Here is a 19,172-nt window from a genome sequence, read left to right as displayed (position 1 = left end):
CGGAGGGTGGGCGACAGCGGACCGGGTGATCCTCATGGAGCAGCCGGCCCGTCGCCGCCGCCGTCCTCGACGCGCTGGCGCTCCATGCTGCGGGTGAGGTGCTCGGTCATCGCCTCGGCCGCCCGCTCGGGGTTGCGGCGCAGTACCGCCCGCACGATCCGCTCGTGCTCGGCGACGGTGGGGCCGCCGGCGCCCACGACGTCGCCGAGCCGGAAGATGTGCAGGTGGGCGTGGAGGCGTTGCACGGCGTCCGCGAGCAGCGGCCGGTGTGCGGCCCGCCCGATCGCCTCGTGGAAGCGCTGGTCGAGCACGGCGAAGTCGCGGTAGGACGCGTACCGGCCGTTCGGGCTGGGCTGGGTCTGCATCTCCTCGACGATCCTTTCGAGGTCGTCGAGCTGGTCCTCGGTGGCGTGGGCGGCGGCCAGGGCCGCGGCTCTGGGCTCCAACAGCAGCCGCATCTCGAAGAGTTCCGCGAGACCCTGCCGGGTCAGCAGCTCCGTGGCCCGGTATCCGGACAGGGCGCGCTTGACCACCAGGCCGTCGGACTCCAGCCGGGCCAGGGCCTCGCGGACCGGGGTGGGCGAGACCTTGAGGGCGCGGGCGAGCGCGTCGATGCCGACGCGGGCGCCGGGAGCGATCTCGTGGTCCATGACCATCGCCTTGATGCTCTCGTAGACGCTGTCCGACAGCGCCTGCCGGACGGGAGCGGGCCCGCCGTGCTCCTCGCCCTCGGCCGGGGCCCCGGCCGCGGAAGAGCTGTGCGACGGCATCCCGGCTCCTCGTCTCAAGGCCTGTGTGTCGCCCACAGTTTACCCAGGTGGGCGGGGTGACAGGCGGGAGAGTCCGGATCAGGCGGGGCGGGCCGGCACCCGGCGGGCGTCGCCCCGGCACCGTCGCACGCACGGGCGTGCTATGACCCTGTCCATGGAACCCGAGCCGATCACCACCGCCACGCCACGGCCCGTGCGACGGCCGACCCAGGTGCAGGGCTGGCACGAACTCACGTTCCTGCACTGGCCGGTGGAGCCGGAACGGGTGGCGGGGCTGCTGCCCGCCGGCACCCGGCCGGACACGCTGGACGGGATCAGCTATGTCGGCCTGGTCCCGTTCCTGATGCGGGGCGTCGGTCCGGGCCCTGGCCCCGGGCTGCCGTATCTGGGGACCTTCTGCGAGACGAACGTACGGCTGTACTCGGTGGACGAGCAGGGCCGGCGCGGAGTGGTGTTCAGGTCCTTGGACGCGTCGCGGCTGATCCCCGCGCTGGTCGGCCGGCTCGGGTTCCGGCTGCCCTACCTCTGGTCCTCGATGCGGGTACGCCGCGAGGGCGGGACGATCACCTACACCTGCCGGCGGCGGGGCCGCCCGGCCACCGGCAGCCGGGCGGTGGTACGGATCGGGCCGCCGATAACCGATCCCTCCCCGCTGGAGCACTTCCTGACCGCGCGCTGGGGGCTGCACGCCGGCTGGCACGGGCACACCTTGCACCAGCCGAACGAGCACCCGCCCTGGCCGCTGCACCGGGCCGAACTCCTCGACCTGGAGGATGACTTGGTGGTGACGGCGGGGCTGCCCGCACCCCACGGGCCGCCGGTCAGCGTGCTCTGGTCCCCGGGAGTGAGGGTGCGGTTCGGGAGACCGGCACTCCTTCGGCAGGCCAGGTAAAGATTTCGTATGGTCTAGTCCAAAGCGCACTGTGGTCCAGTCCAATCTATTGACGTGATCGCGACGCCTCCGGAAGCTGGGGCACCACCCCCACCCCTCCCGCTCCCCCTGGAGGCACCAGTGAGACCCCTTCGCGCATGTCTGGGCGCGGCGGCCGCCGTCACCCTCGCCGCCGCCGGCACGACCGCGCTCGTGGCGAGCAACGCCTCGGGCGCGACCACCGCACTGAGCAACCGGTGGTACGCGGCAGCCCCCTATCTGATGCCACTGGACAACAACCCGCCGAACGCGGCCACCATCATGGACGCCACCGGCCTCAAGGCCTTCCAGCTGGCGTTCGTCCTGGCCCCCGACGGCGGCGGCTGCTCCCCCACCTGGGGGGGTACGGCCGCCGTCTCCTCGGACACCGCCGTCCAGTCGGTCATCAACACCATCCGCGCCAAGGGCGGCGACGTCTCCGTCTCGATCGGCGGCTACGGCGGCACCAAGCTGGGCCAGACCTGCGCGGACGCCTCCTCCACCGCGGCGGCCTATCAGCAGGTCATCACCAAGTACGGGCTGCACGCCATCGACTTCGACCTGGAGGAGCCGGAGTACGAGAACACCGCGGCGATCAGGAACGAGATCGGCGCCGCGAAGATCCTCCAGCAGAACAACCCGGGCCTGTACGTCTCGGTCACCACGGCCGGCACGGCGGACGGGACCGGCTGGTTCGGCAAACAGATGCTGCTGGAGGCGAAGTCCCAGGGGTTCACGCCGAACAACTTCTCCATCATGCCGTTCGACGGCGGCTTCAGCGGTGCGTCCGCGCAGACCGGCGCGCTCACCAACTTCAACACGATCCTGCAGTCCACCTTCGGCTGGGACCAGGCGACCGCCTACGCCCACGAGGGGTTCTCCGGGATGAACGGCCGCAGCGACACCGGTGAGTACTTCACCCAGGCCGACTTCCAGACGGTGCTCGACTACGCGACGAGCCACCACATGGACCGCTTCACGTTCTGGTCCCTGAACCGCGACCGGCAGTGCTCCCCGGCCGACAACAACGGCACCACGTCCGGCACCTGCTCCAGCGTCGCGCAGAGCGACTGGGACTTCGCCACGTACTCGGTGCGGTTCGCCGGGGTCACCCCGCCGACCGGCACGCCCACCCCCACCCCCACGCCGACCCCCACGCCCACCTCCTGCAAGACCGCGTGGAGTTCGACGGCGGTGTACACGGCCGGCGACGAGGTCTCGTACAACGCCCACAACTGGAAGGCCAAGTGGTGGACCCAGAACGAGGCACCCAGCGCCTCCGACTGGGGCCCCTGGCAGGACGAGGGCGCCTGCTGAACCTCTTGACGGGTTTGGTTCGGACCTTTAGCTTCACGGGTCATCGACGGTTATGGATGCGTCCAGAGTTCACAGACATGAACTTGCGTGGATTCTGGACGCAGCCCTCCCCGAAAGGACCCCCCACATGAACCGTTCCCGGCTGCTCGCGGCTCCGGCCGCCGCGGGCCTCGCCCTCGCCCTCGTCCTGCTCACCGGCGCAAGCGCCGGCGCCGCGGACCCGACCAAGGCGCCCGGCGGCAACTTCGACCTGTCCGTCTGGCAGCTCCAGGAGCCGGTCGGCTCCCCCGGCTCGCCGACCACCATCCCCTCGTCCCGGCTGCAGGGCGCCGACGGCTACCAGGACGCGTACTTCTACACCGACACCCGCGACGGCGCGATGACCTTCTGGGCGCCCGAGAAGGGCGTCACGACCCCGAACTCCAACTACGCCCGCTCCGAACTGCGCGAGATGAACCGCGACGGCAGCGCCGCCAACTGGTCGCTGAGCGGCAGCCACAAGATGAGCGCGACGCTGCGGGTGGTCTCGGTGACCAAGAACGTGTGCGTCGGCCAGATCCACCTCGGCACCGGCGGCTCCTCCACCAAGCCGCTCCTGGAGCTGTACTACCACTCCGACGGCGACATCGTCCTCGGCACCGAGAACTCCCCGTCCGGCGGCCAGACCACGCACACCGTGGGCCATGTGTCGATCGGCAAGACCTGGACCTACGCCATCGCCGTCTCCGGCGGGAACACCATCGACCTGACCGTCAACGGCTCGACGACCCACTACGCCATCCCGTCGTCGTTCAATGCGTACAAGCAGTACTTCAAGGCGGGCTCGTACAACCAGTCGTCCTCCGACAGCACGACCAACGGCGCCCGGGTCGCGTTCTACGGCCTGACCGTCAAACACGGCTAGTCCGGCCGCACCGCTGCGGCGGAGGCGGTGCCCCCTTGGCACGACGGACGTGCCGTCCGGGCCCGCGGGCCGGACGACGGGAGGACTGACGACGCAGAGCCGGGCACCACGTCCTCCCGTCCCGGCCGAGGCCCCCGCACGGCCGCCCGGGCCGGTCTTCGGGGCGACCGGCGGGACACCGGCGCGAAGGTCCTGATCTGGGTATTCCCGGGCTCGCGAGCCCGGTGCAAGTGGTACATCCGGCGGGACGGTCGTAGCGTCGAAAGGAAGGAAACCCGGCGGAACCGGTGGGAGCGACCATGCGCAGACCAGTGGTGGGAACGGCGATCGGACTCGGGGCGGCCCTGCTGCTCACGGCGGGAATGACGACGGCCTCCGCGACCCCGCCGACACCGACCGCGTCGCGGGCGGTCCAGCACCCGGTGCTCGTCGACTGCCTCTGGCACCAGCGGTTCCGGCCGACCGACTTCATGCTGGCCTGCGGTGACGGCAACAGCCTGCTCACCGGCATCCGTTGGACCCAGTGGAACGACAACACGGCCGTCGGCCACGGCGTGAACGTGGTCAACGACTGCAAGCCCTACTGCGCGGCCGGCACCTTCCGCAAGTACCCGGTGACGGTACGGCTCGACCGGCCGACGGCCTGGACGAAGCATCCGAACGTGCAGCAGTTCACGCGGATGAGCCTGAACTACGACGACGCCAAGCCGGCCGGATACACGCAGGTCATGAACTACCCGCTGTGGAACTGAACGGACACCGTCACTCGGCTGCGCGGCGAGCGGGGCCACGTCGTGCGCCGGGCGGGCGACTCCCGGCCGGGGCTGACCAGGGCCCGGGCCGACGAACCGTCATGTTGGTGTGACCGGTACGCCGGAGCTTCGCGCTCCCGTCGAAAGAGGTCACATGCCCCGATTTCTCCGCCCGGCCGCCGTCGCCCCGGCCGCGGCCGCGATCGGCCTGCTCGCGGCCGCTCCGGCCGCCGGCGACGAGCCGGTCCTCTCCGGTCCCCACGTCATCGCGCACTTCGACCTGGCCGCCGGGCAGACACCCGAGAGCGTCGTCCCCGAGCGGGGCGGGTCGGTCGACGTGACCTTCGCGTTCGCCCGGCAGGTCGCCAGGATCACCCGGGAGCGGCGGGTCCGGGTGCTGGCCACCCTGCCCGCCGAGGACCATCCCCGCACCTCCCTGGTGGACGGCGCCGTCACCCTCGGCCTGGCGCGGGCCCACGACGGCACGCTGTATGTCAACTACGCCACCGGCACCGACCGGACCGGTGTCTGGCGCGTCCCGGCGGGTGGCGGAACGCCCCGGCGGATCGCTCAGCTGCCGTCGGACGGTCTGCCCAACGGACTGGCCCTGGACGAACGGCACGGGGTGCTCTACGCCGCCGATTCGGCGCTGGGCACGGTGTGGCGCATCCCGCAGGCCGGCGGCACGCCGACGGCCTGGTCCGCGGACACCGCCCTGCGCGGGCTCCCGGCGCCGGCCGGCGGCTTCGGCGCCAACGGCGTCAAGGTGCACAAGGACGCGGTCTGGGTGACCAACACCGACCGCGGGACGCTGCTGCGCATCCCGGTCGGCGCCGACGGCTCGGCAGGCCCGGCCGAGACCCGGGCCACCGGCCTGACCGGCGTCGACGACTTCGTCTTCCCCGGCCACTCGGACATCGTGCTCGCCGCGCTGAACCCGTCCAACGAGGTCGTCATGGTCCGCCCGGACGGCACCCGCAGCACCGTCCTGACCGCACAGGAGGGCCTGTCCAACCCGACGGCGCTCGCCGTCAACGGCCGCGACCTGTTCGTGGCGGGCGGCGCCTACTCCACCCAGCGCGACCCGAACCTGCTGAAGGCGCGTCTGCGCGCCCACTTCGCGCGCTCGTAGCCGAGAGGGGAGGCCCGGCACCGGCCGGCCGGCCCTCCCCCTCGCGCGGGCCCGGCCTCAGGCGATCTCGACCAGCAGGTCGCCGCCCTCCACCTGCTGGATCCGGTTGATGGCGAGCCGGGAGATCCGGCCGGCCTTCGAGGCGGTGATGGTGGCCTCCATCTTCATCGCCTCGATCGTGGCCACCGTGGCGCCCGCCTCCACCTCCGCGCCCTCCTCGACGGCGAGGGTGACGACTCCGGCGAACGGGGCCGCGACATGGCCGGGGTCGGCGCGGTCGGCCTTCTCGGTGGCCGGGATGTCCGAGGCGGCCGCCCGGTCGCGGATCTGGATGGGCCGCAGCTGGCCGTTGAGGCTGGACATGACCGTGCGCAGACCGCGCTCGTCGGCCTCGCCGACGGCCTGGAGTTCGATGAGCAGCCGGACGCCGGGCTCCAGGTCGACCGCGTACTCCTTGCCCGGGCGCAGACCGTAGAAGAAGTCCTTGCTGTCGAGGACGCTGGTGTCGCCGAAGGTCTGGCGGTGCGTCTCGAACTCCCTGGTGGGGGCCGGGAAGAGCAGCCGGTTCAGGGTCGCGCGGGGGTCCTTGGCGAGGCCCTCGCGGTCCTCGGTGCCGAGCTCCGGCGCCGGCTTGGCGGCGCCGCGGCCCTGGAGCGCCTTGGTGCGGAACGGCTCGGGCCAGCCGCCGGGCGGGGTGCCCAGCTCGCCACGGAGGAAGCCGATGACCGAGTCGGGGATGTCGAACCTGTCGGGCGTGGCCTCGAAGTCCTCCGGGCTCACCCCGGCGCCGACCAGGTGCAGGGCCAGGTCACCGACCACCTTCGAGGACGGGGTGACCTTCACCAGCCGGCCGAGGATCCGGTCGGCGGCCTCGTACATCGCCTCGATCTCCTCGAAGCGGTCGCCGAGGCCCAGCGCGACGGCCTGGGTGCGCAGGTTGGAGAGCTGGCCGCCCGGGATCTCGTGGTGGTACACGCGGCCGGTCGGGGAGGCCAGGCCCGCCTCGAAGGGCGCGTAGACCTTGCGGACGCTCTCCCAGTACGGCTCCAGGTCCTCGACCGCCCGCAGGTCGAGCCCCGTGGGACGCTCCGTGTAGTCGGTCGCGGCCACGATCGCCGACAGCGAGGGCTGCGAGGTCGTACCGGCCATGGAGGCCACCGCGCCGTCCACCGCGTCCGCGCCCGCCTGGATCGCGGCCAGGTAGGTGGCCAGCTGGCCGCCCGCCGTGTCGTGGGTGTGCAGGTGGACGGGGAGGTCGAACTCGCTGCGCAGCGCCGAGACGAGCTTCGCGGCGGCGGGGGCGCGCAGCAGGCCCGCCATGTCCTTGACGGCGATGATGTGCGCGCCGGCCTCGACGATCTGCTCGGCGAGCCGCAGGTAGTAGTCGAGGGTGTAGAGCCGCTCGCCCGGATCGGACAGGTCGGCCGTGTAGCAGAGTGCCACTTCGGCGACCGCGGTGCCCGTCTCGCGTACCGCCTCGATGGCGGGGCGCATCTGGCCGACGTCGTTGAGGGCGTCGAAGATGCGGAAGATGTCGATGCCGGTGGCGGCGGCCTCCTGCACGAAGGCGTCGGTCACCTCGGTCGGGTACGGGGTGTAGCCGACGGTGTTGCGGCCGCGCAGCAGCATCTGGAGGCAGATGTTGGGGACGGTCTCGCGCAGGGCCGCCAGCCGCTCCCAGGGGTCCTCGGCGAGGAAGCGCAGCGCCACGTCGTAGGTGGCGCCGCCCCAGCACTCCAGGGAGAGCAGTTCGGGCAGGGTGCGGGCGACCACCGGGGCGACGGCGAGCAGGTCCCGGGTGCGCACCCGGGTGGCGAGCAGCGACTGGTGGGCGTCGCGGAAGGTGGTGTCGGTGATGCCGATGGTCGGCGACTCGCGCAGCGCGCGGGCGAAGCCCTCCGGGCCCAGCTCGACCAGGCGCCGGCGGGAGCCCGCCGGCGGCTCTCCGGCCGGCAGCGGGGGCAGTTTGGTGGTCGGCTCGACCAGGTGGGGGCGCTCGCCGTGCGGCTTGTTGACGGTGACGTCGGCCAGGTAGGTGAGCAGCTTGGTGCCGCGGTCCGCGGAGGAGCGGGCGGTGAGCAGGTGCGGGCGCTGCTCGATGAACGAGGTGGTGATCCGCCCGGCCTGGAAGTCGGGGTCGTCCAGGACGGCCTGGAGGAACGGGATGTTGGTGGCGACGCCCCGGATGCGGAACTCGGCGACGGCGCGCCGGGCACGGCCGATGGCGGCCTTGAAGTCCCGGCCCCGGCAGGTGAGTTTCACCAGCATCGAGTCGAAGTGGGCGCTGATCTCGGTCCCGGCGTGCGTGGTGCCTCCGTCGAGCCGGATGCCGGAGCCGCCCGGGGAACGGTAGGCGCTGATCCGGCCGGTGTCGGGGCGGAAGCCGTTGGCGGGGTCCTCGGTCGTGATACGGCACTGGAGGGCTGCGCCGTGCAGCTTCACCGTCTCCTGCGACAGCCCGAGGTCGGCGAGGGTCTCACCGGAGGCGATGCGCATCTGGGCCTGGACCAGGTCGACGTCGGTGACCTCCTCGGTCACCGTGTGCTCGACCTGGATGCGCGGGTTCATCTCGATGAAGACGTGCTTGCCCTGGCGGTCCAGGAGGAACTCGACGGTGCCGGCGTTGCGGTAGCCGATCTCGCGGGCGAAGCGGACCGCGTCCGCGCAGATGCGGTCGCGCAGTTCGGGATCGAGGTTGGGGGCGGGGGCCAGCTCGATGACCTTCTGGTGGCGGCGCTGCAGCGAGCAGTCCCGCTCGAAGAGGTGGATGACGTCGCCCTCGCCGTCGGCGAGGATCTGCACCTCGATGTGGCGCGGGTCGACGACCGCCTTCTCCAGGAAGACGGTCGGGTCGCCGAAGGCGGAGGCCGCCTCCCGGGAGGCCTGCTCGATGGACTCGCGCAGCGCGGCCGGGTCCTCGACCCGGCGCATGCCGCGGCCACCGCCGCCGGCGACGGCCTTCACGAACACCGGGAAGCCGATCTCGTCGGCGGCGCGGACCAGTTCGTCGATGTCGTTGGAGGGCTGCGAGGAGCCGAGCACCGGTACCCCGGCGGCGCGGGCGGCGGCGACCGCGCGGGCCTTGTTGCCGGTCAGCTCCAGCGTCTGGGCGCTCGGCCCGACGAACGTGATGCCCGCCTCCTCACAGGCGCGGGCGAGTTCCGGGTTCTCGGAGAGGAAGCCGTAGCCCGGGTAGACGGCGTCGGCGCCGGCCCGGCGGGCGGCGGCCACGATCTCCTCGACGGAGAGGTAGGCCCGTACCGGATGCCCCGGTTCCCCGATCTCGTAGGCCTCGTCGGCCTTCAGCCTGTGCAGCGAGTTACGGTCCTCGTGGGGGAAGACGGCGACCGTGCGCGCGCCCAGTTCGTAGCCCGCGCGGAAAGCGCGGATGGCGATCTCTCCACGGTTGGCGACCAGCACCTTGCGGAACATCCCTGGATCCCTTCAGCCTGCCGGCGACGAACACCATGGTGTCAGCCGCGCCCTGCCGTAGCCCGCGCAACATTAGGGGTTGCCCGGACCGGCTGAAGTGCGAAAACCATCACATTGACGTCGTTGAGCAGTTCGGCGGGTCGGCCGCGTGACTTGTGCGGTTCCGGGGAACACGAAGGGGTTGGGGACTCGGCGGTGTGGCGGCGCCCGCGGCGGGCCGGCCGGCGATCCACGGGGCGGGGACCGGCAGGGCGGGGACCGGCAGCCGGCGGCCGTGCAGCGTTCCGAGGACGACCGCCGTGGCCACCGCGATCAGGTGCTCGCGGCCGGCCAGGTTCGGTACGGCGAGGGACTCCCACACCATCGAACCGCCGGTCAGCGCGAAGACGACGGGTGCCCGGCGCACCACGGCCAGATAGGTGAACAGACCCACCACCGCGGCGGACGGCCCCGTGTCGAGGATCCGGCCGGCCTCCGGGGGCAGGCCGAAGCCCCACCGGCCGGGGCCCAGCGCGACCATCACCCGGGCGGCCAGGGTGCCGGCCAGGGTGGTGAGGTAGGCGACGGCGAGGGTCCGGGCGCGGCCGAGGACGAGTTCGGCGAGGGCGAAAGCGAGGAAGAGCTGCGTGATGCCGGCCCAGACCGGAAGGTCGAGCGCGGGGACGTAGAGGGAGACCGGGGTGCGCAGGAGGGACAGCCACAGGGGCAGGTCGGCGGTGACACCGCCGAGGTGCCACACCAGCCTTCGGCCGCCGGGGTGCTGGGCGATGTCGTGGAAGAGGACGACGCCGAACCCGGCCACGAACGCCAGCGCGATCCCGGCGGGACCACGCCGTACGAGCCGCCGCAGCGGCTCCGCCACGATCCCGTGCCATTCCTCGCGCAGTGTGCGCCCCAGGAACCGGGCGGCACGTGCGGCCGCCGCCCCCGGGCTTGCGTTCCCCGTCATGGAGGGCATCGTCCCCTCGGCACCGGCCCCGTGCCGTCGTCCCCGCCCGGATGCCGGCGTCGGGTTTATCACCCGTCCGCGACGGAACCCTCCGCCGCGCGATCACGTCCCCCACATCGAAACCTCGGCAAAGGAGTGGTAATGCAGCAGCTGTCGCGCCGTGTTGTGCTGACCGCGGCCCTCGGAACCGCCCTGCCCGCCCGCACGGCCGCGGACACCGCGGACGGATTCCGGGCGCTGGAGCGCGCTCACGGCGCCAGGCTCGGGGTGTTCGCCTGGGACACCGGCTCGGGGGCCCGGGTCCGCCACCGCAGCGGCGAACTCTTCCCGATGTGCTCGGCGTTCAAGACGCTCGCGGTCTCCGCTGTGCTGCGGGACCTGGAGGAGTCCGTGCTCGGCGAGACCGTCCACTACGATCAGAGCGACATCGACCGTGCGGGCGGCGCGCCCGTCACGGGCAGGCCGGAGAACCTCGCCGCCGGAATGACGGTCGCGAGGCTGTGCGACGCGGCCATCACCTACAGCGACAACACCGCGGCGAACCTGCTGCTGGAGCGACTGGGCGGCCCGGTGGCGGTGACGCGGCTGTGCCGTTCGATCGGAGACCGGGTGACCCGGCTCGACCGGTGGGAGCCGGAGCTGAACTCGGCGGAGCCCGGGCGGGTCACGGACACCACCAGTCCCGAGGCCATCGGCACCAGCTACGCGAAACTGGCCGTCGGGAACGCTCTGGACCGCGTGGACCGCCGGCGGCTCACCGGCTGGCTGCTCGCCAACACCACCGGCGGGGAGCGGATCCGTGCGGGGCTGCCCGCCCACTGGACCGTCGGCGACAAGACCGGGACGGGTGCCTACGGCACCGCCAACGACGTCGCGATCGCGTGGCCCCCGGGCCGTGCCCCGGTCGTCGTCGCCGTCCTGTCCACGCACACCGACCCCGCCGCCCAGGCCGACTCGGCGCTGGTGAAGGAGGCGGCCGCCGTGGTGGTGGACACGCTCACCCGGTGTGCTTCGTAGGATCGTTCACAGCCGGGACACCGCACGTCGTCTTCCCTGAGAGCGTTTTCCGGCAGGGGGATCGGAACTGTTCTGTTTCGATCACGAACTCTCGTATAGTGACGGCCAGTTCAGCGCCCAGTGTCACTTCCCCTTCACCGGCTCCACCGGAACCACATCCCCGCCAGCTCCGACGACCAGACCGGACCGATGACCGCGACCTCGCATCCCGGCGATCGACCTGCCGTCCGTACGCTCGTTCCGACCCTCGCGCTGACCGCGGTGGTCTCGGCCCTCGTGGTCGTCGCCGCGGTGGTCGCCGCGCCGGCCTCGGTCCGCGCCCCTCTCGCCCTGGGGGCCGGTGCGGCCGCTCTGGTGCTGTGCGCCGCGGTGACCTGGGCCGTCCACGCGGCACAGGCCGCCCGGCGCGCCCGGCGGCGGCTGGAGACGGTCAGCCAGGACATCGGACGGCTGCTCCAGCAACAGGCCCGCACGACCGAGGAAGCACGTCAGGAGCAGCAGCGCCTGATCGACGAACTGGCCCAGCAGCGCAGTGAGTTCGCGGACTCCTTCGAGGAGGAGCGGCTGCGGGTCCACGAGGGCAGCAGCCAGGAGCTGGACCGGTACCGGCAGGAGAACCGCCGGCTCGCCGCCGCCCTGGAGCAGGCCTCCCGGGAGCGGGCCGCGGCGATCGCCGCGGCCGGCAACGCGGCCGGCCGGATGCAGGCCCTGGCCACCGCCACCCTCGCCGACCTGCGGGCCATGGAGGAGCGGCACACCGACGAGGAGGTCCTCGCCGACCTGCTGCACCTGGACCACCGCACCGCCCAGGCGGGCCGGATCGCCGACTCCATCGCCGTGCTGACCGGGGCGCGTTCCGGGCGCCGCTGGGCACGGCCGATCAGCATGGAGTCCATCCTGCGCGGTGCGATGGGACGCATCAGCGGATACCGCCGGGTGCGGGTGCACTCGGTGAGCGAGACGGCCGTCACCGGTCACGCGGCCGAGGGCGTCATGCACGCGCTCGCCGAACTCCTCGACAACGCGGCCACCTTCTCGCCCCCGACGGCCGAGGTCCACGTCTACGTGGAGGAGGTGCCGGCCGGGGTCATCGTGTCCGTGGAGGACAGCGGCCTGGTGATGGGCGACGTCCAGTTGCGCCGCGCCGAACGGGCGGTCGCCGGTGACACCAGCGAGCTCGGCGGTCTCACCGGTACCCGGCTCGGGCTCGCGGTGGTCGGCCGGCTGGCCGGCAAGCACGGCCTGAAGGTGTCGTTCCGGCCGTCGGCGCGCGGCGGCACCGGGGTGCTGATGCTGATCCCGCAGGACCTGCTGACCCGTCCGGTCGCCGACGAACCCGCGCTGCCCAAGCAGCCGGAGACGGCCGACCCGGTACCGGCACCGCCTGACTCGGCACCCGTGCACGAGTCCGCGGAGCCCGACGAGGACGAGGAAGGCGCCACCGGGCTGCCCAGGCGGCGCCGCGGCAAGACCCTCGCCGAGGCCGAACGCCGGTCGGCGCCCCAGCCGGCGGAGCCGCGCCCGGTGGCCGCCACCGAGGACGCCCGGGTCCGCGCCGCCCGCTTCAACAGCTTCCGGCAGGCCGTCCGCCCGTCATCGGCCGACTCCGCCGACGCCCCTGGCACGCCAGACCCGGCCGATGCCGTCACAGTCCCGAACACCTCCACCCCGGTGCACGACGCGGTCCCCGCGCCGCACCCGGAGTCCGGCTCCGAGCCCCCGTCCCACCAGCACGCGCACCCGGAAGGCGACACCACTTCATGACCGGCAGGACCACCGCCGATGACAAGCTCACCTGGCTCATCGAGGGCCTCCTGGAGCGCACCCCTGGCGCGCGGCACGCCCTGGTGCTCTCCCGCGACGGGCTGAAGCTCTGCCGTACTCCGGAGCTCTCCGTCGACCAGGCCGACCAGCTCGCGGCCATCGCGGCCGGCATCCAGTCGCTGTCGCACGGGGCGTCCGTCGAGTTCGGCGACGGCAGCGGCGGTGTCCGGTCGGCGATGACCGAGTTCTACGGGGGCGTGCTGTTCATCGTGGAGGCCGGCGACGGCGCCCATCTGGCCGTGGTGACCAGCGAGGACGCGGAACCGGGGCTGGTCGGGCACAACATGAGCGAACTGGTCGAGCAACTCGGCGAGCACCTCACCGCGCAGCCCCGGACGTCATGAGCCGGCCCGGCAGGGACGACGCGCCCGACCGCCTGTACACCCTCACCGGCGGTCGCAGCAGCACCGGGCCGGACAGCCCTTTCGACCTGGTCACGCTGGTCGTCGCCGAGTCGGAGCCCACCCCGGGCATGCAGTCGGAGCACGTGGCGATCCTGCGGCTGGCCGAGTTCCCGACCTCGGTGGCGGAGATCGCCGCGGAGTTGAAGCTGCCGGTGAGCATCACCAAGGTCCTGCTGTGCGACCTGCAGGCGGCCGGCCGGGTCAGCGCCCGCCACCCCTACCGGCCGGCCATCACCGACCCCGACATCCTGGAGCAGGTGCTCGTTGGACTCCGCAACCTCTGACGCGCGCACCCCGTTGGGTGCCTCCGCCGACCACGGTTTCAAGATCGTCGTCGTGGGCGGCTTCGGCGTCGGCAAGACCACCCTGGTCCGTTCCGTCAGCGAGATACGTCCCCTCAACACCGAGGAGACGATGACCCAGGCGGGCGAGGAGGTCGACGACATCCGGGAGGTGCGCGGCAAGTCCGCCACCACCGTCGCCTTCGACTTCGGCCGCATCACCCTGGACACCCGCAACGTGCTGTACCTGTTCGGGGCACCGGGCCAGGAGCGGTTCTGGTTCCTGTGGGACCGGCTGTTCTCCGGCACCCTGGGCGCGGTGGTGCTCGTCGACACCCGGCGGATCGACGACTCCTGGTACGCCATCGACCGGCTGGAGAAGCACGGCACGCCGTTCATCGTGGCCTGCAACGACTTCGGCGGCCCCGTGCACACGCCCGAGGACGTCCGGCACGCGCTCGACCTGGACCCGCACATCCCGCTGGTCACCTGTGACGCCCGCTCCCGGGAGTCCGGCAAGCAGGTGCTGATCAAGCTGGTCCAGCACGTCAAGAACCGGTACGCCGGCCCCTCGGCACCGGCGGACCTGCCCCGACAGGAGTTCGTGTGACCCCCGAAGCCGTGCCGCTCGGCGGCCCCCGGTTCCAGACCGAACCCGCGCGTCTTTACCGGGAGATGCGGCGCGAGCACGGCGCCGTGACCCCCGTCGTGCTGGACGGGGACGTGCCGGCCTGGCTGGTGCTCGGCTACCGCGAACTGCACCAGGTGACCGGTGATCCGGTGCTGTTCAGCCGGGACTCGGACCTGTGGAACCAGTGGGACATGATCCCCGCGGACTGGCCGCTGCTGCCGATGATCGGCCGCAAGCAGCCGTCGATCCTCTACACGGTCGGCGAGCGGCACCGCGAGCGGGCCGGGATGATCAGCGACGCGCTGGAGGCCGTCGACCCCTTCGAACTGCGCGGCCACGCCGAGCGGTTCGCGGACGAGCTGATCGACGGGCTGTGCACCAGCGGCGAGGCGGACCTCGTCGGCCAGTACGCGATGCTGCTCCCGGTACGGGTGCTCGCGCAGCTCTACGGCTTCTCCGACGAGGACGGCCCGGGCCTGGTCACCGCCCTCAACGACATGATCGACGGACGTGACCGCGCGATCGCCGGGCAGACCCATCTGGCCGCCTCCATGGCGCAGTTGCTGGCCGACCGGAAGGCAGACCCGGCCGACGACGTGGTCTCGCGGATGCTCCGGGACGAGAGCGGGTTCAGCGAGGAGGAGATCGCCCAGGACCTGATGGTCATGATGGCGGCCGGGCACCAGCCGACCGCGGACTGGATCGGCAACTCGCTGCGCCTGATGCTCACCGACGACCGGTTCGCGGCCTCCCTGTTCGGCGGCCGCAACAGCGTCGCCGAGGCGATGAACGAGGTGCTGTGGGAGGACACCCCCACCCAGAACGTGGCCGGCCGCTGGGCCGCCCGGGACACCCAGCTGGGCGGACGCCGGATCCGCGCCGGTGACCTGCTGCTGCTCGGCCTGCAGGGCGCCAACTCCGATCCGCAGGTGCGCACCGACGCCTCTGCGCTGACCGGCGGCAACAGCGCGCACTTCTCCTTCGGACACGGCGATCACCGCTGCCCGTTCCCGGCGCAGGAGGTCGCCGAGGTGATCGCCAGGACCGGTATCGAGGTGGTCCTCGACCGGCTGCCGGACATCGACCTTGCGGTGCCCGCCGACTCCCTGGCACGCCGCCCCTCGCCCTGGCTGCGGGGGCTCACCGAGCTGCCCGTGCGGTTCACACCCGTACCCGCCCTGTAGGTCCGACACCGACGGTCGGACGCGGCACCGATGTGGCGCAGTACTCCGACCCTGCCCTGGGAGGCACCTCACGATGACGACCGGTACCGAACAAGCCCGGATCGCCCTCGACCCCTTCGTCACCGACCTGGACGGCGAGAGCGCGCGGCTGCGTGCCGCCGGTCCGCTGGCCGCCGTGGAACTGCCCGGCGGGGTGCCCGTGTGGGCGGTCACCCGGCACGCCGAGGCGAAGGCGCTGCTCACCGACCCGCGTCTGGTCAAGGACATCAATGTGTGGGGGGCCTGGCAGCGCGGGGAGATACCGCAGGACTGGCCGCTGATCGGCCTCGCCAACCCCGGCCGTTCCATGCTGACCGTGGACGGCGCCGACCACCGCCGGATGCGCGCTCTGGTCGCCCAGGCGCTCACCCCGCGCCGGGTCGAGCGGATGCGGGAGCGGATCGAGAAGCTCACCCAGGACCTGCTGGACGCCCTCCCGGCGGACCAGGAGACCGTGGACCTCAAGGCGGCCTTCGCCTATCCGCTGCCGATGTACGTGGTCGCCGACCTGATGGGCATCGACGAGGGTGAACTGCCCCGCCTGAAGGTGCTGTTCGAGAAGTTCTTCTCCACCCAGACCCCGCCCGCCGAGGTGGTCGCCACCCTCACCGAGCTGGCGGGCATCATGGCCGCGACGGTCGCCGCCAAGCGGGCCGAGCCGGGCGACGACCTGACCAGCGCGCTGATCCTGGCCTCCGAGGGCGGCGACCACCTCACCGACGACGAGATCGTCTCCACCCTCCAGCTGATGGTGGCGGCCGGTCACGAGACGACGATCTCGCTGATCGTCAACGCCGTGGTCAACCTCTCCACCCACCCCGGCCAGCGGGCCAGGGTGCTCTCCGGCGAGGTGGACTGGTCGGCGGTGGTCGAGGAGACCCTTCGCTGGTCCACCCCGACCTCCCACGTGCTGATCCGCTTCGCCACCGAGGACGTGCCGGTCGGCGACAAGGTGCTGCCCGCGGGCGACGCGCTGATCGTGTCGTACGCCGCGATCGGCCGTGACGAGGACGCGCACGGGCCGAGCGCCGGGGAGTTCGACGTCACCCGGGAGTCGGGGAACCGGCACATCTCCTTCGGTCACGGCCCGCACGTCTGCCCCGGTGCGGCGCTGTCCCGGCTGGAGGCGGGCGTCGCGCTGCCCGCCCTGTACGACCGCTTCCCCGGCCTGGACCTCGCGGTACCGGCGTCCGAACTGCGCAACAAGCCGGTGGTCACCCAGAACGACATCTTCGAACTCCCGGTCCGGCTCGGCTCCTAACCCTTCTTCACGGAGTACGACTTGGCTCCCGTGCCGGCCAGCGCGCCGCCGTCGACGATCAGGTACTCGTCGCGGATCGGCCGGCCGGCGAGCCAGGACTCCAGGATCTCCCGGGTACCGGCCGCGTAACGGGCCTGCGCGGAGAGGCTGGAGCCGGAGATGTGCGGAGTCATCCCGTGGTGCGGCATGGTGCGCCACGGGTGGTCGGCGGGCGCGGGCTGCGGGAACCAGACGTCGCCCGCGTACCCGGCCAGTTGCCCGCTGCGCAGCGCCCGGTCGACGGCGTCCCGGTCGGCGATCCTGGCCCGCGCGGTGTTGACGAGGTACGCGCCGCGCTTCATCGTGCCCAGCAGTTCGTCGCCGAACAGTCCCTCGGTCTCCGGGTGCAGGGGCGCGTTGACCGTGACGACGTCGCAGTGCGGGACCATGGCCGCCGTACTCTCGTGGAACGTCAGGTTCAGCTCGCGTTCGACGGACTCGGGCAGCCGGGCGCGGTCGGTGTAGTGCAGCTTCACGTCGAAGGGCGCGAGGCGACGCAGCACCGCGAGACCGATCCGGCCGGCCGCGACGGTCCCGACGTGCATGCCCTCCAGGTCGTAACTGCGGCTCACGCAGTCGGCGATGTTCCAGCCGCCGTCGAGCACCACCTGGTGGGAGGGCAGGTAGTTGCGGACGAGCCCGAGGATCATCATCACCACGTGCTCGGCGACGCTGATGCTGTTGGAGTACGTCACCTCGGTGACCGTCACTCCGTGGGCGATCGCGGCGTCGAGGTCGACGTGGTCGGACCCGATGCCGGCGGTGACGGCCAGCTTGAGGTTCCGCGCCGCGGCGATCCGCTCCGGGGTGAGGTAGGCCGGCCAGAACGGCTGCGAGATCACCACGTCCGCGTCGGCCAGCTCACGGTCGAAGACGGAGCCCGCGCCGTCCTTGTCGGAGGTGACGACGAGGGTGTGGCCGGCCTTCTCCAGGAAGGAGCGCAGGCCGAGTTCGCCGGAGACGCTGCCGAGGAGATGACCGGGGGTGAAGTCGACCGCCTCGGGGGTGGGGGTGGTCTGGCCGCCCGGGTAGTGGCCGATGACGGGGACGTCGTCGCGGGCGTAGCTCTTCGGGTATCCGTCGGTCGGGTCGTCGTACAGGACGCAGAGCACCTTGGCCATGATGGCGGCTCCTCAACTCCGGTGCGGATGACGTTCCTTACACGATTGCGGGCAGCAACTACGCAGGTCAAAGCGAACTTTGTTATGTGCTCATAGTCCGCGGCTATCGGTCGCGGCCGTCCAGGTGGGCGGTCAGCAGGCTGTCCAGGGCGTCCCGCAGCCGCGCCTGGCGGGCGACCTTCACCAGGGCCTCGGCGAGTACGGACTGGGGCTCGCTGCGGGCGACCACCAGGCCCACCCGGGGGCCGTGCGCCGGGCCCCGGAGCGGGACCACGCGCATGCCCGGCGGTACGCCGAACATGTGCAGCCAGGCGTGCGAGATCACGCTGGACCAGCGGCCGCCGGGAAGGTGGGCGTACAGGCCCGCCACGCTGTCGGACTCGACCGCCGGGACCGGCGCGGCCCCTTCGGCGGCGAAGCAGTCGTCGATGATCCGCCGGTTGCGCATCCGCGGCCCGAGCAGGCACAGCGGGAGGGCGGCGGCCTGGGACCAGGTGGCGTCGGCCGTGTCCCCGAGGGGGCCGCCGACCGGGGTGAGCAGGACGTAGCGCTCCTCGTAGAGCGGGAAGCGGCGGACCTGGCGCAAGTCGTCGTCGTCCAGGTAGGTCATGGCCGCGTCCAGCTCGAACTCCGCCAGACCCCGCCGGATGTCGAGGGACGACAGGGACTCCAGGGCCACCCGGGCGTGCGGATGCCGGTCGCAGAACGGGCCGGTGAGCAGCGCGGCCACGGGGACCGCGGTGGGGACGATCCCCAGGCGCAGGGTGCCCGTGAGACCCTCCCGCAGCGCCGACAGCTCCTGGCGCAGCGCGTCCCGCTCGGCGAGGATGCGGTGCGCCCACGCCAGCACCGTCTCGCCCTCGGGGGTCAGGCCCTCGTAGCGGCGGCCCCGGCGCACGATGGGCACACCGAGCTCGTGCTCCAGCCTGCGTATCGCGGCGGACAGCGAGGGCTGGGAGACGTGGCAGGCGGCGGCCGCGCGGGCGAAGTGCCGCTCCCGGGCGAGGGCGACGAGGTATTCGAGCCGGCGCAGCAGCATGTGGGCTCCCCGGGAAGCTGGGCGGCGATCACGGTCGTGGGGTCCACATGTACCGGATCGGCGGTACCGGCCGTTTGACTTCGAGTGCTCTTGAAGTCGTAGCGTCGGCGGCGCCGGGCATCACCCCGGGATGCCGGCGGACACAAACCGCCGCTCCATGGAGTGG

At 72.2% G+C, this 19,172-nt stretch carries 17 protein-coding genes; 12 read left to right on the top strand and 5 right to left on the bottom strand.

Features of this window, described 5'->3' with window-relative positions; all coding sequences use genetic code 11:
* Window positions 1-32: 32 nt before the first annotated feature.
* A complete protein-coding gene (locus ACZ4O3_RS22940; RefSeq protein ID WP_384989131.1) occupies window positions 33-770 on the bottom strand; it encodes a GntR family transcriptional regulator in 738 nt (245 codons plus the stop codon).
* 154 nt (window positions 771-924) lie between these two features.
* On the opposite strand from ACZ4O3_RS22940, the gene ACZ4O3_RS22935 reads away from it, so the two are divergent.
* The 5 genes from ACZ4O3_RS22935 (at window position 925) to ACZ4O3_RS22915 (ending at window position 5,785) form a co-directional block, all read left to right on the top strand.
* Window positions 925-1,662: a YqjF family protein gene (locus ACZ4O3_RS22935; RefSeq protein ID WP_362729874.1), complete on the top strand. Its 738-nt coding sequence runs from the start codon at window positions 925-927 to the stop codon at window positions 1,660-1,662.
* Window positions 1,663-1,782: 120 nt separating this feature from the next.
* Window positions 1,783-2,997 (top strand): carbohydrate-binding protein, encoded by a 1,215-nt coding sequence (locus ACZ4O3_RS22930; protein ID WP_362729871.1) that lies wholly within the window; start codon window positions 1,783-1,785, stop codon window positions 2,995-2,997.
* 127 nt (window positions 2,998-3,124) lie between these two features.
* Entirely contained in the window at window positions 3,125-3,901 is a 777-nt protein-coding gene (locus tag ACZ4O3_RS22925; protein ID WP_467723937.1) for a polysaccharide lyase family 7 protein, read from the top strand.
* Between the two features lie 299 nt (window positions 3,902-4,200).
* Window positions 4,201-4,653, top strand: coding sequence for a hypothetical protein (locus ACZ4O3_RS22920; protein ID WP_362732529.1), 453 nt, complete (start codon window positions 4,201-4,203; stop codon window positions 4,651-4,653).
* A 154-nt stretch (window positions 4,654-4,807) separates the two neighbouring features.
* On the top strand, window positions 4,808-5,785 hold the full coding sequence (locus ACZ4O3_RS22915; RefSeq protein WP_467723935.1) for an SMP-30/gluconolactonase/LRE family protein: 978 nt from the start codon (window positions 4,808-4,810) through the stop codon (window positions 5,783-5,785).
* Between the two features lie 57 nt (window positions 5,786-5,842).
* Here ACZ4O3_RS22915 and ACZ4O3_RS22910 read toward each other — a convergent pair whose 3' ends face one another.
* Together ACZ4O3_RS22910 and ACZ4O3_RS22905 are read right to left on the bottom strand one after the other, a co-directional pair.
* Entirely contained in the window at window positions 5,843-9,217 is a 3,375-nt protein-coding gene (locus tag ACZ4O3_RS22910) for a pyruvate carboxylase (RefSeq protein ID WP_467723933.1), read from the bottom strand.
* A gap of 109 nt (window positions 9,218-9,326) precedes the next feature.
* Entirely contained in the window at window positions 9,327-10,166 is an 840-nt protein-coding gene (locus tag ACZ4O3_RS22905) for a hypothetical protein (RefSeq protein WP_384989124.1), read from the bottom strand.
* Between the two features lie 141 nt (window positions 10,167-10,307).
* Here ACZ4O3_RS22905 and bla point away from each other — a divergent pair, with 141 nt between their 5' ends.
* The 7 genes from bla to ACZ4O3_RS22870 all read left to right on the top strand — a co-directional run bounded on the left by bla (window position 10,308) and on the right by ACZ4O3_RS22870 (window position 16,807).
* Window positions 10,308-11,183, top strand: coding sequence for a class A beta-lactamase (gene bla / locus ACZ4O3_RS22900; RefSeq protein ID WP_467723932.1), 876 nt, complete (start codon window positions 10,308-10,310; stop codon window positions 11,181-11,183).
* A gap of 189 nt (window positions 11,184-11,372) precedes the next feature.
* Window positions 11,373-12,947 carry a sensor histidine kinase gene (locus tag ACZ4O3_RS22895; protein ID WP_467723931.1) on the top strand — a complete coding sequence of 525 codons (1,575 nt, stop codon included), beginning with the start codon at window positions 11,373-11,375 and terminating at the stop codon, window positions 12,945-12,947.
* Complete coding sequence (locus ACZ4O3_RS22890) at window positions 12,944-13,351, top strand: roadblock/LC7 domain-containing protein (RefSeq protein ID WP_360478541.1); 408 nt, start codon at window positions 12,944-12,946, stop codon at window positions 13,349-13,351. The genes ACZ4O3_RS22895 and ACZ4O3_RS22890 overlap by 4 nt, the downstream gene beginning before the upstream one ends.
* Window positions 13,348-13,695 carry a DUF742 domain-containing protein gene (locus tag ACZ4O3_RS22885; RefSeq protein ID WP_362728199.1) on the top strand — a complete coding sequence of 116 codons (348 nt, stop codon included), beginning with the start codon at window positions 13,348-13,350 and terminating at the stop codon, window positions 13,693-13,695. The genes ACZ4O3_RS22890 and ACZ4O3_RS22885 overlap by 4 nt, the downstream gene beginning before the upstream one ends.
* Window positions 13,676-14,302 (top strand): GTP-binding protein, encoded by a 627-nt coding sequence (locus tag ACZ4O3_RS22880; protein WP_384989121.1) that lies wholly within the window; start codon window positions 13,676-13,678, stop codon window positions 14,300-14,302. Before ACZ4O3_RS22885 ends, ACZ4O3_RS22880 begins: the two co-directional genes overlap by 20 nt.
* Window positions 14,299-15,507, top strand: a complete 1,209-nt coding sequence (locus ACZ4O3_RS22875) for a cytochrome P450 (RefSeq protein ID WP_362728197.1) — start codon at window positions 14,299-14,301, stop codon at window positions 15,505-15,507. The genes ACZ4O3_RS22880 and ACZ4O3_RS22875 overlap by 4 nt, the downstream gene beginning before the upstream one ends.
* A gap of 73 nt (window positions 15,508-15,580) precedes the next feature.
* The gene (locus tag ACZ4O3_RS22870; protein ID WP_467723929.1) at window positions 15,581-16,807 is read left to right on the top strand and encodes a cytochrome P450 family protein; all 1,227 of its coding nucleotides are present in this window, start codon (window positions 15,581-15,583) and stop codon (window positions 16,805-16,807) included.
* On the opposite strand, the gene ACZ4O3_RS22865 is transcribed toward ACZ4O3_RS22870, so the two are convergent.
* Window positions 16,804-17,967 carry an NAD-dependent formate dehydrogenase gene (locus ACZ4O3_RS22865; RefSeq protein WP_384989120.1) on the bottom strand — a complete coding sequence of 388 codons (1,164 nt, stop codon included), beginning with the start codon at window positions 17,965-17,967 and terminating at the stop codon, window positions 16,804-16,806. The genes ACZ4O3_RS22870 and ACZ4O3_RS22865 overlap by 4 nt on opposite strands.
* Before the next feature lie 103 nt (window positions 17,968-18,070).
* Entirely contained in the window at window positions 18,071-19,006 is a 936-nt protein-coding gene (locus tag ACZ4O3_RS22860) for a LysR family transcriptional regulator (protein WP_467723928.1), read from the bottom strand.
* Window positions 19,007-19,172 lie beyond the last annotated feature (166 nt).

The sequence above is a fragment of the Streptomyces sp. NPDC026515 genome, from assembly GCF_055567595.1.
The sequence above is the reverse complement of the archived record's forward strand: the minus strand, read 5'-3'. Positions and strand labels throughout refer to the sequence as shown.

Excerpts from the sequence above, each read along its gene's own strand:
- ACZ4O3_RS22940 (WP_384989131.1), bottom strand. The coding sequence starts at position 770 with ATGCCGTCGCACAGCTCTTCCGCGGCCGGGGCCCCGGCCGAGGGCGAG.
- ACZ4O3_RS22935 (WP_362729874.1), top strand. The coding sequence starts at position 925 with ATGGAACCCGAGCCGATCACCACCGCCACGCCACGGCCCGTGCGACGG.
- ACZ4O3_RS22925 (WP_467723937.1), top strand. The coding sequence starts at position 3,125 with ATGAACCGTTCCCGGCTGCTCGCGGCTCCGGCCGCCGCGGGCCTCGCC.
- ACZ4O3_RS22920 (WP_362732529.1), top strand. The coding sequence starts at position 4,201 with ATGCGCAGACCAGTGGTGGGAACGGCGATCGGACTCGGGGCGGCCCTG.
- ACZ4O3_RS22915 (WP_467723935.1), top strand. The coding sequence starts at position 4,808 with ATGCCCCGATTTCTCCGCCCGGCCGCCGTCGCCCCGGCCGCGGCCGCG.
- ACZ4O3_RS22910 (WP_467723933.1), bottom strand. The coding sequence starts at position 9,217 with ATGTTCCGCAAGGTGCTGGTCGCCAACCGTGGAGAGATCGCCATCCGC.
- ACZ4O3_RS22905 (WP_384989124.1), bottom strand. The coding sequence starts at position 10,166 with ATGACGGGGAACGCAAGCCCGGGGGCGGCGGCCGCACGTGCCGCCCGG.
- bla (WP_467723932.1), top strand. The coding sequence starts at position 10,308 with ATGCAGCAGCTGTCGCGCCGTGTTGTGCTGACCGCGGCCCTCGGAACC.
- ACZ4O3_RS22895 (WP_467723931.1), top strand. The coding sequence starts at position 11,373 with ATGACCGCGACCTCGCATCCCGGCGATCGACCTGCCGTCCGTACGCTC.
- ACZ4O3_RS22890 (WP_360478541.1), top strand. The coding sequence starts at position 12,944 with ATGACCGGCAGGACCACCGCCGATGACAAGCTCACCTGGCTCATCGAG.
- ACZ4O3_RS22885 (WP_362728199.1), top strand. The coding sequence starts at position 13,348 with ATGAGCCGGCCCGGCAGGGACGACGCGCCCGACCGCCTGTACACCCTC.
- ACZ4O3_RS22870 (WP_467723929.1), top strand. The coding sequence starts at position 15,581 with ATGACGACCGGTACCGAACAAGCCCGGATCGCCCTCGACCCCTTCGTC.
- ACZ4O3_RS22865 (WP_384989120.1), bottom strand. The coding sequence starts at position 17,967 with ATGGCCAAGGTGCTCTGCGTCCTGTACGACGACCCGACCGACGGATAC.
- ACZ4O3_RS22860 (WP_467723928.1), bottom strand. The coding sequence starts at position 19,006 with ATGCTGCTGCGCCGGCTCGAATACCTCGTCGCCCTCGCCCGGGAGCGG.